General features: G+C 63.0%; 11 protein-coding genes. 3 read left to right on the top strand and 8 right to left on the bottom strand.

Annotation, left to right across the window (positions count from 1 at the left end; genetic code table 11):
* The first annotated feature begins 122 nt into the window (after positions 1-122).
* On the top strand, positions 123-923 hold the full coding sequence (locus JQ553_RS02515; protein WP_212498298.1) for a CarD family transcriptional regulator: 801 nt from the start codon (positions 123-125) through the stop codon (positions 921-923).
* 1209 nt (positions 924-2132) lie between these two features.
* Positions 2133-3230, top strand: coding sequence for a DUF2336 domain-containing protein (locus JQ553_RS02510; RefSeq protein ID WP_212498297.1), 1098 nt, complete (start codon positions 2133-2135; stop codon positions 3228-3230).
* Positions 3231-3287: 57 nt separating this feature from the next.
* Here the strand turns inward: JQ553_RS02510 and JQ553_RS02505 are convergent, their stop codons facing one another.
* From JQ553_RS02505 to cyoA, 7 genes are read right to left on the bottom strand one after another with little or no spacing between them, the layout of a single operon-like run.
* A complete protein-coding gene (locus JQ553_RS02505; protein WP_212498296.1) occupies positions 3288-3824 on the bottom strand; it encodes a response regulator transcription factor in 537 nt (178 codons plus the stop codon).
* Positions 3814-5196 (bottom strand): ATP-binding protein, encoded by a 1383-nt coding sequence (locus JQ553_RS02500; protein ID WP_212498295.1) that lies wholly within the window; start codon positions 5194-5196, stop codon positions 3814-3816. Before JQ553_RS02500 ends, JQ553_RS02505 begins: the two co-directional genes overlap by 11 nt.
* The gene (locus JQ553_RS02495; protein WP_212498294.1) at positions 5168-5986 is read right to left on the bottom strand and encodes an SURF1 family protein; all 819 of its coding nucleotides are present in this window, start codon (positions 5984-5986) and stop codon (positions 5168-5170) included. Before JQ553_RS02495 ends, JQ553_RS02500 begins: the two co-directional genes overlap by 29 nt.
* A gap of 2 nt (positions 5987-5988) precedes the next feature.
* Positions 5989-6390, bottom strand: a complete 402-nt coding sequence (gene cyoD / locus JQ553_RS02490) for a cytochrome o ubiquinol oxidase subunit IV (RefSeq protein ID WP_212498293.1) — start codon at positions 6388-6390, stop codon at positions 5989-5991.
* Positions 6387-7016: a cytochrome o ubiquinol oxidase subunit III gene (gene cyoC / locus JQ553_RS02485; RefSeq protein WP_212498292.1), complete on the bottom strand. Its 630-nt coding sequence runs from the start codon at positions 7014-7016 to the stop codon at positions 6387-6389. The genes cyoD and cyoC overlap by 4 nt, the downstream gene beginning before the upstream one ends.
* Positions 7013-9022 (bottom strand): cytochrome o ubiquinol oxidase subunit I, encoded by a 2010-nt coding sequence (gene cyoB / locus JQ553_RS02480; protein ID WP_212498291.1) that lies wholly within the window; start codon positions 9020-9022, stop codon positions 7013-7015. Before cyoB ends, cyoC begins: the two co-directional genes overlap by 4 nt.
* 10 nt (positions 9023-9032) lie before the next feature.
* A complete protein-coding gene (gene cyoA, locus JQ553_RS02475; protein ID WP_212498290.1) occupies positions 9033-10199 on the bottom strand; it encodes a ubiquinol oxidase subunit II in 1167 nt (388 codons plus the stop codon).
* Positions 10200-10380: 181 nt separating this feature from the next.
* Between cyoA and JQ553_RS02470 the strand changes: the two genes are divergently transcribed.
* Entirely contained in the window at positions 10381-11688 is a 1308-nt protein-coding gene (locus JQ553_RS02470; protein ID WP_409363018.1) for an MFS transporter, read from the top strand.
* A gap of 109 nt (positions 11689-11797) precedes the next feature.
* Here JQ553_RS02470 and JQ553_RS02465 read toward each other — a convergent pair whose 3' ends face one another.
* The gene (locus tag JQ553_RS02465; RefSeq protein WP_212498288.1) at positions 11798-13291 is read right to left on the bottom strand and encodes a M48 family metalloprotease; all 1494 of its coding nucleotides are present in this window, start codon (positions 13289-13291) and stop codon (positions 11798-11800) included.
* Positions 13292-13310: the final 19 nt, after the last annotated feature.

Raw genomic sequence — 13310 nt, 5'->3', positions numbered from 1 at the left:
CTAAGACCACGAAGAAAGCCGCTGTCGTTGCTCGCAGCGCAACCAAGGGCCGTGCCAAGGTTTCCGTGAAAGAAGCCAGAAAGGCGTCGGCGACAAAGTCCTCAAAGAACAAAAGAAGCGTGATGTCAGAAAAGACTGCCAAGACCGCCGCGAAAGCGACGGCTGCGAAGACCAGTGCTGCGAAGTCGGCCACGAAGGTTGCCGCGAAGCCTGCTGCCACCGCCAAGCCCGCTGCCGTCAAGCCGGCGGCGCCGAAAGCTGCCGCGAAGCCCGTGGCTCCGCCGCGCGTCGAAGAGAAGAAGGTCGTGACCCAGCGTCAGGGCTTCAAGGCCAATGAATTCATCGTCTATCCCGCTCACGGGGTCGGTCAGATCCTGGCGATCGAGGAGCAGGAGATCGCGGGCGCCAAGCTCGAGCTGTTCGTGATCAATTTCATGAAGGACAAGATGACCCTGCGCGTTCCGACGGCGAAGGTCGCCAATGTCGGCATGCGCAAGTTGTCGGACCCGGCGCTGGTCAAGAAGGCGCTGGAGACGCTGAAGGGCCGTGCCCGCGTCAAGCGCACCATGTGGTCGCGCCGCGCCCAGGAATACGAAGCGAAGATCAATTCGGGCGACATCGTCGCAATCGCCGAGGTGGTCCGCGATCTCTATCGCTCGGAATCGCAACCCGAGCAGTCGTACAGCGAACGCCAGCTCTACGAAGCGGCGCTCGACCGCCTGTCGCGCGAAATCGCCGTGGTCCAGCACGCGACCGAGACCGAAGCGGTCAAGGAGATCGAGAGCCAGCTCGCCAAGAGCCCGCGCCGCGGCGCCAAGGCCGAAGCCGGCGGCGAAGGCGATGCCGACGGCGAGGGCGATACCGACGGTGAAGAACTCGATTCCGACGGCGACGATACCGCTGTCGAAGACGAGGCCGCGTAAGCAGCGCGGAGATTTTCAAGCGAAAGCCCGGTCGAAAGGCCGGGCTTTTTTGCTTTTGGGCTTCGTCGTCCTGACGTCGAGAGTGATTTTGCGCCTGCCAGTTGGTCTGACCACCGCGCGTTGTCCGCCTCTCGATTTGCGGAAGCGCCGTTCAACCCGGCCGGACATCGTTGTCGTGAAAGAGAAGATTAAGAAATTGCGACCATCATCTTCCTGATGATTTGTCGTGTGAGACCGACGTTCTCACCGCACGTGACCTTGTATGTTTCCATGTTCTGGCTGCCCGGCAGGCGAAAGCGGCGATTGATCTTCCGCCCGCGTCTCGTGCTTTCATTCCCATGCCGGCGTCACCAAGCTGTATGACCTGAAGAGCTGCCCCATGTTTGAGACACGAATTGCGCGTCGTCGTCGGTCCAGTGAGGCGCAGATCGACGACTGCGGCTACGGCGCCGGCGTTGTGTCCCAAGAGGCGCGAGCAAGGAAATGAGCTCAAGACCAACCGACGAACAGCTGGCCCTCTTTGCGAAGCGCGTCCGACGCGCAATCGGCAATGAAAGAACGCGTCACCATTTCGGCGTGTCGCCGGAGGAACACGTTTTTACCCTGTTCCCCGACGTGATGAGAACGCTTGAATGGATCGAGGCCGGAGCTGAGGGCGAGCACTCCTCAACACAAGGGCGAGCACGGCCGACATTGCGGAGGAAAGCCGGAGCCTAGAGCATGATCCGGAAAAGTGTGTAGCGCTTGGCGCTTCAGGAAGTAGGGCCACTCTTCACATCGCGATGCAAGTCATTTCATACCGAACCGTTCCCTTCATTGATTCTCAATCGCTCGAAGCACGCGAGGGTCGCGAGATTCTGCTTCGAGACAGCAGCGGCTTTCATCTCTATCTGACGGATGGCGACCCTCACTCGGCTGCCGAGGAGCGGATCATGAGTCTTGATCTGCGGGAAGCGCTGATCTGGTTGAACGAATCGCGAGACGATCAAGGATCGTTCTGGAGTTGAGTTCGGGCGCCGGAGAGCGAGATCGCAGCATTCCAGGAGGCTGGTTCCTTGGAGGCCGGTACCCGTCGAGCGGAATTCCTTTGCTCGCCGTTAAGCGAACGAAATGATGGTTGCGGCCTGTTTACCATTCCTTGAGCTTTGCAGCGGCCAAATCCGGCGGCCGGAACTATTTCGTCCCAGCTTGCGCAATTGAGCCCGCCGGATGGTTGAAGCGACGGAATTCCTTGCCGAACTCGAGAACGCGGTGTCCAAAGGCACCGCCGAAACTCGCCGTCGGGCGCTGTGGCACGCCACTGACCGCCTGATTACGGGTAGTTATTCAGAGGAGCAAATATGGGCCTTCGGCGAGATAATCGGCCGACTTGCCCAAGAGATTGAAGTTAGCGCCCGAGTTCGACTTGCAAACGTGCTGGCCCGCAGCAAAAACGCGCCGGTCGAAGTAGTCGGCACGCTTGCTCGCGACGACTTGATCGACGTCGCGGGTCCTATTCTTCAACATTCGGAACGGCTGGACCCGAACACCTTGATGAGTTGCGCCCGAGACAAGGGACAGCAGCACCTGCTCGCCATCTCCAAGCGGCGAACCGTGCCCGATGCGGTAACTGACATATTGTTGGAGCGTGGTTCGCAGGCGGTCGTTACTTCGGTTGCGCGAAATAGCGGCGCACATTTTTCTGAATCAGGGTTTCTGCAACTCCTGCGACGCTCGGAGGATGACTCCATCCTTGCTGAGTGCGTGGGGCACCGCAGGGATATTCCGCGGCAGGTATTCCATCAATTGATCTCCAAGGCTTCAGATGAGGTCAAGGAAAAGCTCAAGCGCGAACGTCCCGATATGCAAGGGCATGTCCAGAGCATCGTCACGGATGTCGAGGGTGCCATTCACGCACGATTTGGTCCGGCATCGAAGGACTATTTTTCAGCAAAGCGGACGGTCGCAAAGCTGCATCAGCAGGGAGATCTGACTGAGGACAGGGTCTTCCAATTTGCTCATTCAATCAAATTCAACGAGACGGTTGCCGCGCTTGCCTTGTTGAGCTCAATGCCCGTGGACATCGTGGAGCGCGCTCTGATCGACAAGAATCGGCAATCAACGCTCATACTTGCCAAGGCTCTGAAGCTGTCATGGACCACCACCATGTCGCTTCTTTTCCTGGGGGCACCGAGCTACAGAATAACGGCCGGAGAACTGGATCGGATGAAGACCGGCTACGGCTCATTGAATGCCGAGACATGTCTGCGCGTGCTCGACGCGTACCGCTCCCGCAAGCAAAGTGCGTGGCAGCACGCTTCACATTGACGCTGCCGTATCCTGGATACGTCCGGCCTTTTTCAGGAAGGGAGAAGGCGGGCGAGCCTACTTCACCTGCCGCTTCTCGAGTTTCCGCGCCAGCGTGCGGCGGTGCATGCCGAGGCGGCGAGCGGCTTCGGAGATGTTGAAGTCGGTCTCGATCAAGGTCTGGTGGATGCGTTCCCATTCCAGCGTCTTGATTGAGGTTGGGCGCGCGCCGACCTCGATGGCGGCATTGCCCGCCGCCTTCTGGAACGCGGCCTCGATGTCGTCGGTGTTCGATGGCTTGGCGAGGTAGTGGCAGGCGCCGAGCTTGATCGCCTCGACCGCGGTTGCGATGCTCGCGAAACCCGTCAGCACGACGATCAGCATGTCCGGATCATGCGCATGCAGCGCTTCCACGCAGGCGAGCCCGGAGGCGCCGCCGGCGAGCTTGAGGTCGACGACGGCATAGCTGGGCGATTGCTGCTCAAGCAGATGACGGACCTCGTCGAGCGAGGCCGCGACGGCGACGCGGTAGCCGCGCCGTTCGAACGAACGCTTGAGCGTGCGGGCAAACCCGTCGTCGTCATCGACGATCAAGAGCTGACGTTCATCCGTCAAAATCGTCTCCAATCGCGAGCGTCGCCAGCGGCAGTTCGAGTCTGATTGCGGCGCCGATATCCGGCCGGTTTCGCGCCGTGACCACTCCGCCGAGCTTGCGCACGACGTTGACCACCAGGAACAGGCCGAGGCCGCTGCCGGGGTTACCCTTGGTCGATTGATAGGGCTTGCCGAGATGTGACAGCATCTCCGCAGCAAACCCCGGCCCGCGATCGATCACCGTGAGCACGAGCTTGCCGGCGTCACGCTCGGCCATCAGTTCGATCCAGTCGCGCGAGACCTCGGCGGCATTGTCGAGCACATTGAAGATCGCCTGTTTCAGCGCGATGTCGGATACGATCGGCAAGTCGGCGCCGAAAGCATTGCGGAAGTACAGCGTGGCCGAAGGCCGGGTGGTCCGCCATTCGTCGACCAGGGTGGCCAGGAAAGCGGCGACCGTCGTCGGTGAGGAGCCTTCGCCGCGTGCTTCGCCGGCCGACAGCAGGATTCCCGTCACGATCGATTTGCAGCGCTGCAGCGACGTCTCCATCTCGCCGAGATCGTGCGATAGTTCGGGATCCGATGCGAGCGCCGGCATCCGGCGCCAGTCGCCGAGAATGACGGACAGCGAGGCGAGCGGCGTGCCGAGTTCGTGTGCCGCACCCGATGCGAGAAGGCCCATCCTGACGATATGGTCCTGTTCCGCTGCATGCTGGCGCAGCGCGGCGAGGCGCGCATCGCGGTCGCGCAAATTGCGGTTGATTCGGGTCACAAACACCACGACCAGAACCGCGTCGAGAACGAGCCCGATGAACGTGCCGGTGATGTACAGGCTGAACGCGTCGCTGGAACTCTCGGGCAGCACCAGGGGCTGGTGATAGGCGGTAAGCCAGGCGAAGCTCGCACAGGCCAGCGCGACCAGCGACCAGGTCGACCGAGCGTCGAGCAGCATCGCGCCGAGCGTGATCTGCAACAGATAGAGCGATGAGAATGGATTGGTGGCGCCGCCGCTGAGATAGAGCTGCGCCGTCAATGCCGCTACATCGAGCGTCAGCGCGATCAGAAGCTCGCGGTTGTCGACATTGGCGCGGTAGCGCACCCAGGCAAGGCTCACGAAATTGAGCGCGACCAGCCCGCAGATCACGCCTGCCATCGGCAGCAGCGGCAGGACAATGCCCATCCACAGATGGACGAAACCGATCGTGACGATCTGCCCGATCACGGCCGTCCAGCGCAACTGGATCAGCAGGACCATGTTCTTGCGATTGGTCGCGACACGCGCCGGCGAGGGCGCGCCGAGATCGAAGGGCAGGCCGGCGGTCGCGGCAGCCGTCGTCACGGTCTCGCCTGCAATTGCTTCCCGGTCATGCAGATCCGATGTGCGCTCGAGCATCTGGGCCTGTGTTGCGAGACAGACGGCGTGCAGCACCGATCAGGCGATGCACGGCGGCACGCCGGGCCTTCAGGTCGCCGGCGGAACTCCTTCCGCGTGCGATGCGCAGGAGTACGGCGGCAAGCATAAGGGCGAGTGCGAACCATGTCAGCGCGTAAATCAGGTGATTGTTCGGAAACCGGACAACCGTCAGCCCGCCAACCGGGTAGCCGCCGGGGTTTTCCGCCGCGTCGGCGTCGAGGAAGAAGGGCGCGACCTGCGGCAGGCCATGCACGGCGGCGATCGCGGCGACATCGCGCGAATACCAGCGGCCTGCCGCCGGGTCGTTGTTGCGCAGGAAACCGCCCTTTGGTTCGGACATCCGCAGCAGGCCGTTGAGGGTGACTGTGCTCTGCGAATCGCCGTGTCGCCGGGTCGCGGGATCGCGCCGCTCAGGCGGCACGAAGCCGCGATTGACCACCACGGTGGTTCCGTCAGCGGTCCGCAGCGGGGTCAGCACCCAGAAACCGGGACCGTCGACCGTCACGGCTTGCACCAGCGTCTCGTCGGCATGCAGGAACCGACCGCTGACGGTGACGCGACGATACTCGTCGCGTGCCGCAGTCACCGCCGGCCAGGAAGAGGGCGCGGGTAACGCCACCGGGGCGGCGTGCATGCGCTGCTCGACCCGATCGATCAGCGCGATTTTCCAGGTTCTGCGTTCGAGCTGCCAAACGCCAAGCGCGGTCAGCGTCACCACGCCCAGCATACCGAGCGCGAGCAACGGCAGGGATGGCCTGGGCGAGCGCATCGTCACCGCATGCCGCTCATGTCGTGTACGGGCATCATGTTGACGGTGAGGTTATGCATCACCCACAGCGATCCGGTGAGTGCGATCACCACCATGATGATGGTGAAGATCAACGCCATCATGGTCCAGCCGTTCTCGGAGCGCGTGTTCATGTGCAGGAAGTAGATCATGTGCACCACGATCTGCACCGCCGCGAACAGCATGACGACGAGCGCCGTGAGTTGCTTGCTGCCTAGCGCGCCCGACATCACGAGCCAGAACGGGATCGCGGTCAGGACGACCGAGAGGCCGAAGCCGATCAGGTAGCTCGACAGCGAGCCGTGGGCAGCCGAGTCATGGACCGCCGAGTCATGGGCATCATGGCCGCCGGCCTCGGGTTGCAGGGCGTGTGAGTCGATTTTCATCGCAGCATTCCCAGAAGATAGACGAAGGTGAATACGCCGATCCAGACCACGTCGAGGAAGTGCCAGAACATCGACAGGCACATCAGACGCCGCCGGTTTGCCTCGATCAGGCCGTAGCGCCAGACCTGCACCATCAGCGTCACCAGCCAGACCAGGCCGAAGGTGACGTGCAGGCCGTGGGTGCCGACCAGCGTGAAGAAGGACGACAGGAAGGCGCTGCGCTGCGGGGTGGCGCCCTCATGGATCATGTGCGCGAACTCGGAAAGTTCGATGCCGATGAAAGCGAGGCCGAACAGGCCGGTGATCGCAAGCCAGGCCTGCGTCGCGCCAATGCGCGATCTCTCCATCGTCAGCATGGCGAAGCCGTAGGTGATCGACGACAGCAGCAGCATGGACGTGTTGAGCGCGACCAGCGGCAGATCGAACAGGTCCCTCGGCGCGGGACCGGCCGCGTAATTGCCACTGAGCACGCCAAAGGTGGCGAACAGGATCGCGAAGATGAGACAGTCGCTCATCAGGTAGACCCAGAAGCCCAGCATCGTGCTGGCGCCTTCGGGGTGTGCGTGCTCGTCGATGACGTGAAAGATCGGTTCGGAATCTTGTGAGGGGACGACTGCAACCGTCATGACCTGGCTCCCGCGGCAAGCAGACGCGTGCGCGCGTCTTCGACCCGCACCACGTCATCCGCCGGGATGTCGTAGTCGCGGTGATAGTTGAAGGTGTGGCCAATCGCGACCGCGAGCAGCGCAACGAAGCTCAAGGCGGCGAGCCACCAGATGTACCAGATCAGGCCGAACGCCATCGCGGTCGAGAGGCCGGCGAGGATAACGCCGGTGCCGGTGTTGCTCGGCATGTGGATCGGCTTGAAGCCGGTGAGCGGGCGGCTATAGCCGCGGCGCTTCATGTCCCACCATGCGTCGTTGTCATAGACAACCGGCGTGAAGGCGAAGTTGTAATCCGGCGGGGGCGATGAGGTCGCCCATTCCAGCGTGCGCGCGTTCCAGGGATCGCCGGTGACATCACGGAGTTCCTCACGACGGAGAATGCTGACCGCGAACTGCACCAGCATGGACATGATGCCGAGCAGGATCAGGAAGGCGCCGATGCCGGCGATGACGAACCAGATTTGCAGGGACGGATCGTCGAACACGCGAAGACGGCGGGTGACGCCCATCAGGCCGAGCACGTAGAGGGGCATGAAGGCGAGGTAGAAGCCCGAGACCCAGAACCAGAACGACAGTTTGCCCCAGAACGGGTCGAGGCGGAAACCGAACGCCTTCGGAAACCAATAGCCGATGCCGGCGAACAGGCCGAACAGCACGCCGCCGATGATCACGTTGTGGAAATGCGCGACCAGGAACAGGCTGTTGTGCAGAACGAAGTCGGCCGGCGGCACGGCGAGCAACACGCCGGTCATGCCGCCGATCACGAAGGTCAGCATGAAAGCGATGGTCCACATCATCGGCAATTCGTAGCGGATGCGGCCGCGATACATCGTGAACAGCCAGTTGAACATCTTCGCGCCCGTCGGGATCGAGATGATCATGGTGGTGATGCCGAAGAACGAGTTCACGCTGGCGCCCGACCCCATCGTGAAGAAATGGTGCAGCCAGACCAGATAGGACAGGATCGTGATGACGACAGTGGCGTAGACCATCGAGGTGTAGCCGAACAGCCTTTTGCCCGAAAAGGTCGAGGTCACCTCGGAGAAGATGCCGAATGCCGGCAACACAAGGATGTAGACCTCGGGATGACCCCAGATCCAGATCAGGTTCACGTACATCATCGGGTTGCCGCCGAAGTCGTTCGTGAAGAAATTGGTGCCGACGTAGCGGTCGAGCGCAAGCAGCGCCAGCACCACGGTCAGCACCGGAAACGAGGCGACGATCAGGATGTTGGTGCAGAGCGAGGTCCAGGTGAAAACGGGCATCTTCATCATCGTCATGCCCGGCGCGCGCAGCTTGACGATGGTACAGATCAGATTGATGCCCGACAGCGTCGTTCCGACGCCGGCGACCTGCAGCGCCCATATGTAATAGTCGACGCCGACGTCGGGACTGTAGCCGAGGTTCGACAGCGGCGGATAGGCGAGCCAGCCGGTGCGCGCGAACTCGCCGATGAACAGCGACATCATCACCAGCACCGCGCCGCCGACCGTCATCCAGAAGCTGAAATTATTGAGGAACGGGAACGAGACGTCGCGCGCGCCGATCTGCAGCGGCACCACATAGTTCATCAGGCCCGTGACCAGCGGCATTGCCACGAAGAAGATCATGATCACGCCATGCGCCGTGAAGATCTGGTCGTAGTGATGCGCGTTGAGATAGCCCTCCGAGCCGTTGAAGGCGATCGCCTGCTGCAGGCGCATCATCACGGCGTCGGCAAAGCCGCGCAGCAGCATCACGATGCCGAGGATCATGTACATGATGCCGATGCGCTTGTGGTCGACCGTGGTGAACCACTCGCGCCACAGATAGCTCCACAGCCGGAAATAGGTGACGGCCCCGAGCAGCGCGACGCCGCCGAGCGCGACCACCGCGAAGGTGCCGACTACGATCGGCTCATGCAGCGGCAGCGATTCGATGGTGAGGCGGCCGAAGATCGCCTTGATGAGAGCGGGATTGTCGAACATGCGGCCCTCTTTAGGATTCTGACTTTGGACGGAGTCCGAGCAGGAAAGACGTCGATGACGGATTGGCCGGCGAGAACGGCGGGCGCTTCAGCCCGACGCCGCGCAACGGCGTCATGTCGGCGGGAGCCGTGACTTCGTGCGACGGTTGGTCCTTCAGCTCGTCGATCGAGCAGATGCCGGCAAGGACGGTCGGCTCGGGGCCGAACGGCGCGCCGCGGCGGGCATATTTGTCGTATGTCAGCGGCAGCGTGTTGTTCAGCCCTTCGCGGCCGAGCCCGCCCTTGGCATCGATCGCCATCATCTCGCTCATGCACATCTTTCCCGGCTCGACGCACATGTTGACGATCGCCTTGTAGAGGTCGCGATCGACGGAAGCGTAGTGGCGCACCGGTTCATTGCTGCTGGGGCGCTCGAGCTGCAGATAGTCGCTGCGTCCGAGCATGTGCCCTTCGACCTTGTTTGCGGCGATCCAGCCGTCAAAGTCGGATGGCGAGAGGCTCTTGAAGGCGAAATGCATCCCGGAGAAGCCTGCGCCGCTGTAATTGGCGGAGAAGCCCTTGAAGGTGCCGACCTTGTTGGCGACCGCGTGCAGCTTGGTCTCCATGCCCGGCATGGCATAGATCTGGCCCGCGAGCGCCGGGATGTAGAACGAGTTCATCACGGAAGAGGCCGTGATGCGGAAGCGGATCGGGCGATCAACCGGAGCGGCGAACTCGTTGACGGTAGCGACGCCGTAGTCGGGGTAGATGAACAGCCACTTCCAGTCGAGGGCGACCACCTCGACGTTGAGCGGCGCAACGCTGGGCTCGATCGGCCGGTCGGTTGCGATGCGGCCGAGCGAGCGGTAGGGATCGAGCAGATGGGTGCCCATCCAGGTCAGCGCGCCGAGGCAGATGATGATGAGGAGCGGCGCAGACCAGATCACCAGTTCGAGCTGCGTGGAGTGGTCCCAATCCGGCTGGTAGGTCGCCGAGGTGTTGGACTGCCGGTAGCGCCAGGCGAACAACGCAGTCAGCGCCATGACCGGCACGACGATCAGCAGCATCAGGACGGTCGAGATGACGACAAGATCGCGCTGCTGCGCGGCGATGTCGCCGGCCGGGGCGAGAACGACGTAGTCGCACCCGCCCAAAGCGGCCGCTAACGGCAATAATGCCAACAATTTCAAGGCGCGCACGACTGACCTCGTTGGAATTTTCGTAGGTTCGCCAAGGGGTAGCTGCGATGCAGCAGGGGGGACATTGGACAATTTGTCCAATGTTGCGTTGCGGCATAGGAGGCTCAAACAGTCAACGGGACGGTGCGGCGCGAGCCGCTTCGGGCCCGCATGTTCAACGACGAATCACGGCGCGATGGCGATGGCACAAGCCCCTGCAACAGCTCACGGCAACCCGATTCCGGCTGCACACGGGCAGGCGAAGCCCGGCGAGATCGCGATCGGCGTCGTCATCGGACGCACGTCCGAGTTCTTCGACTTCTTCGTTTATGCGATCGCCTCGGTGATCGTGTTCCCGCGTTTGGTGTTTCCGTTCGTCAATGAATTGACCGGGACGCTCTATTCCTTCGCGATCTTCGCGCTCGCCTTCGTGGCGCGCCCGCTCGGCACGATCATCTTCACGGCGGTCGACTGCCGCCACGGCAAGGGCGCCAAGCTGATCATCGCGTTGTTTCTGCTCGGCACCGCCACGGTCGCGATCGCCTTCCTGCCCGGCTACAACACGATCGGCGTGGCGGCGATCTGGCTGCTTGCCGCCGCCCGCGCCTCGCAAGGCATCGCCTGGGGCGGCGCATGGGACGGGCTCGCCTCGCTGCTCGCGCTCAACGCGCCGGCGCACCATCGTGGCTGGTACGCGATGGTGCCGCAGCTTGGTGCGCCGCTCGGGCTCGTCCTCGCCAGCGCACTGTTCGCGTTTTTCGCCGGCAATCTCTCGGCGGAGGACTTCTTCGACTGGGGCTGGCGCTACCCGTTCTTCGTCGCCTTCGCCATCAACGTCGTGGCGCTGTTCGCGCGGCTGCGCATGGTCGCGACCCCGGAATATTCCGATCTGTTCGAGAGTCGCGACCTGCAGCCGGTAGGGGTTGCCGAGACGGTCGCGCATGAGGGACGCAACATCCTTCTCGGCGCGTTTGCGCCGCTGGCGAGTTTCGCGCTGTTCCACATGGTCACGGTGTTTCCGCTGTCCTGGGTGTTCCTGTTCACCCGCGAAAGCCCGGTGAGCTTCCTCGTCATCGAGATGGTCGGCGCGATGGTCGGCGTCGCTGCGATCGTCGCCTCGGGCATGATCGCCGATCGTGTCGGGCGCAAGCCGCTGCTGATAGGCTCGGCGATCGCGATCGCCGTCTATAGCGGCTTTGCGCCGCAACTGCTCGATGCCGGCGAGGCCGGCCAGGCCGTCTACATGGTGCTGGGCTTCATCCTGCTCGGGCTCTCCTTCGGCCAGTCGTCCGGCGCGATCGCCTCGAGCTTCGCACGGACCTATCGCTATACGGCCTCTGCGCTGACGTCGGATTTCGCATGGCTGTTCGGCGCCGGCTTCGCGCCGCTCGCCGCGCTGTTGCTCGCGACCCATTTCGGGTTGATATCGGCGGGCGCGTACCTGTTGTCAGGCGCGGTATGGACGCTGCTCGCGCTGTGGCTGAGTGGACTGCGTGAGGCGCAGGGCTGACCTTGCATCCGGCCAACGGCGCGCATCGGTTAGCGTGACGAAAATACGTCAACAAGAACCTGGAGCTTCGGTTCCGATTCCCTCAGAACCGATAATGCTCTGAGGCGTCTCAATCGACCAGGATCTTGACGCGGTCGCGCGGCCTGACCTGGGCATGGGCATCGAGCCCATTGAGCATGCGGAAGCGTTCCATCGGGTGGTCGACCCCGGCCATGCGATGCGACAGCGATTCCACGGTATCGCCGGGCTGAACGTTGATGATCTTGATGCGCAGCGGACGCGCCGCCTGGATCTCATCGAGCGTCAGGCGGCGGAACGAGTTGACCGTCTCGCGCGCGTTGCGGTCGCTCTCGGTGGTCCTCTGCTTCGCCGCGAAGATGAAGCGGTAGACATCGCTGCCGAAGCGCAGCGCGTAAATCTTGAACTGCCACTGATCGCCAGTCGCGGAGGCCGAGGCCGCCGGGAAACCGTTGACGGTGAGGTCTTCGGTCGAGGCTTTCTCGACGCCTTCCATCCATCCGGAGTTGAGGTAGTCGCCCAGCGACTGCTCGGCGGGCACCCGCACCACATCGAAGCGCATCGCCTGGGTGCCGCCCTCGCGCACGCCGATCACCGCCTGCGCGGTGTTGTCGAGCGTGAAGGTCTCGGGCGCCGCGAAGGTGAATCCGAGCTTGGGATGCAGGAAGCGCCGGCCGCGGACAAACCCTTCACTGGGGTCCTCGCCGTAGACGATGTTGTCGATCGCGGCGAGATAGGTCTCGCGGTCGCGCTCGTTGCTCTCGGGCGATGAGTATTGCCGGGCGGTCGCCTGCGCATTGGCGATGCGCTCGGGAGTTGCCGGATGCGACGACAGGAAATCCTGCGCGCGCGGGTCGAGCGGGGTCTTGCCGGCCTTGAGCGCCGCGTTGCGCTCCATCGCGGTCAGGAAGCGCGCCGCGCCGAAGGGGTCGAAACGCGCGCGCGCGGCAAGCCCGACGCCGATGCCGTCGGCCTCGAACTCCTGCTGCCGCGAGAAGCTCGCCATCGTCAGTTTGGTCTTTGCGAGCGCGAGCGCGGTGAGATCGGGATCATTGCCCATGTCGGTGACGACGCGTGTCACCACCGCCGCCTGCCGTGCCTGGTCCTCGCGGATCGAGGCGTGCTTGGCAAGGACATGCGCCATCTCGTGGCTCAAAACCGAGGACAATTCGGAGGTGTCGCTGGCGAGTGCGATCAGGCCGCGCGTGACATAGAGCTGGCCGGTCGGCAGCGCGAAGGCGTTGACCGCGCCGGAGTTGAGGATCGTGACCTTGTAGGCCTGATCGGGACGGTCGGAGGCGGCAACCAGCCGGTCGACGGTCTTGCTGATCAAGGCTTCCAGCTTCGGGTCGTCATAGGCGCCGCCATAAGAGGCGAGGATACGCTCATGCTCCCGCTCCGTGGCCGGCGTCTGTGTCACCACGCGATTCGGCTTCACCGGCGGCGGCGTTGCGGCGGGGGAGGCGGTCTCGAGCTTCCCGAAGTTCCCGCAAGCCGACAGGGTGAGCGCAGCGCACAAAAATGCCGACGCAGCCAAAAGGCGGCGGCCCGTTATTTTCTCGCGCCGTCTTGCACGCTCAATCACGTTCACAACTCACAACTTG

The organism is Bradyrhizobium lablabi (genome assembly GCF_018131005.1).
Taxonomy (GTDB): domain Bacteria; phylum Pseudomonadota; class Alphaproteobacteria; order Rhizobiales; family Xanthobacteraceae; genus Bradyrhizobium; species Bradyrhizobium lablabi_D.
Note: the sequence above shows the minus strand (reverse complement) of the source record. Positions and strands in the feature narration are given on the sequence as shown.

Coding starts and splice junctions, on each gene's coding strand:
- JQ553_RS02515 (WP_212498298.1), top strand. CDS start 123: ATGTCAGAAAAGACTGCCAAGACCGCCGCGAAAGCGACGGCTGCGAAG.
- JQ553_RS02510 (WP_212498297.1), top strand. CDS start 2,133: ATGGTTGAAGCGACGGAATTCCTTGCCGAACTCGAGAACGCGGTGTCC.
- JQ553_RS02500 (WP_212498295.1), bottom strand. CDS start 5,196: ATGCTCGAGCGCACATCGGATCTGCATGACCGGGAAGCAATTGCAGGC.
- JQ553_RS02495 (WP_212498294.1), bottom strand. CDS start 5,986: ATGCGCTCGCCCAGGCCATCCCTGCCGTTGCTCGCGCTCGGTATGCTG.
- cyoD (WP_212498293.1), bottom strand. CDS start 6,390: ATGAAAATCGACTCACACGCCCTGCAACCCGAGGCCGGCGGCCATGAT.
- cyoC (WP_212498292.1), bottom strand. CDS start 7,016: ATGACGGTTGCAGTCGTCCCCTCACAAGATTCCGAACCGATCTTTCAC.
- cyoB (WP_212498291.1), bottom strand. CDS start 9,022: ATGTTCGACAATCCCGCTCTCATCAAGGCGATCTTCGGCCGCCTCACC.
- JQ553_RS02470 (WP_409363018.1), top strand. CDS start 10,381: ATGGCACAAGCCCCTGCAACAGCTCACGGCAACCCGATTCCGGCTGCA.